Source organism: Litorimonas sp. (assembly GCA_029936425.1).
Taxonomy (GTDB): domain Bacteria; phylum Pseudomonadota; class Alphaproteobacteria; order Caulobacterales; family Maricaulaceae; genus Litorimonas.
Genome location: JAPYSU010000101.1, coordinates 1 through 318, shown reverse-complemented (window position 1 = coordinate 318; position 318 = coordinate 1). Strand labels below are relative to the sequence as shown.

At 56.3% G+C, this 318-nt stretch carries 1 protein-coding gene; it reads left to right on the top strand.

Features of this window, described 5'->3' with window-relative positions:
- On the top strand, positions 1-314 hold a 314-nt coding region (locus tag ACN0IC_RS15355), incomplete at its 5' end, for a hypothetical protein (RefSeq protein ID WP_416879626.1).
- Between the last annotated feature and the right edge of the window lie 4 nt (positions 315-318).

Here is a 318-nt window from a genome sequence, read left to right as displayed (position 1 = left end):
TCGCAGTCTTGTCGGAATTGGAAATCCTCCTTGGCTTTGGCAAACGCAGCGTTCTCTTTCAATGGGGAAAAGTTTTCTTCGGTAAACTGGAGAGGACTCGGCGAATGCGCACAGGAATTGATCCTCCGGCTCTCTCCCAGCTGGAAGTCATCCCCGCAGTCCACACACGGTTAACCTCCATCACTGCCGCCTCCACAGTATCCGTAGCACTCGCACAGCTGACACCTCAGGCCCTCCCCCATCTGGGACTCGCCAGACTGCAGTCACTGTCACAGCTCACTGCCGTTGCTGCCATCATGGCTGTGTGGTGGTGACATG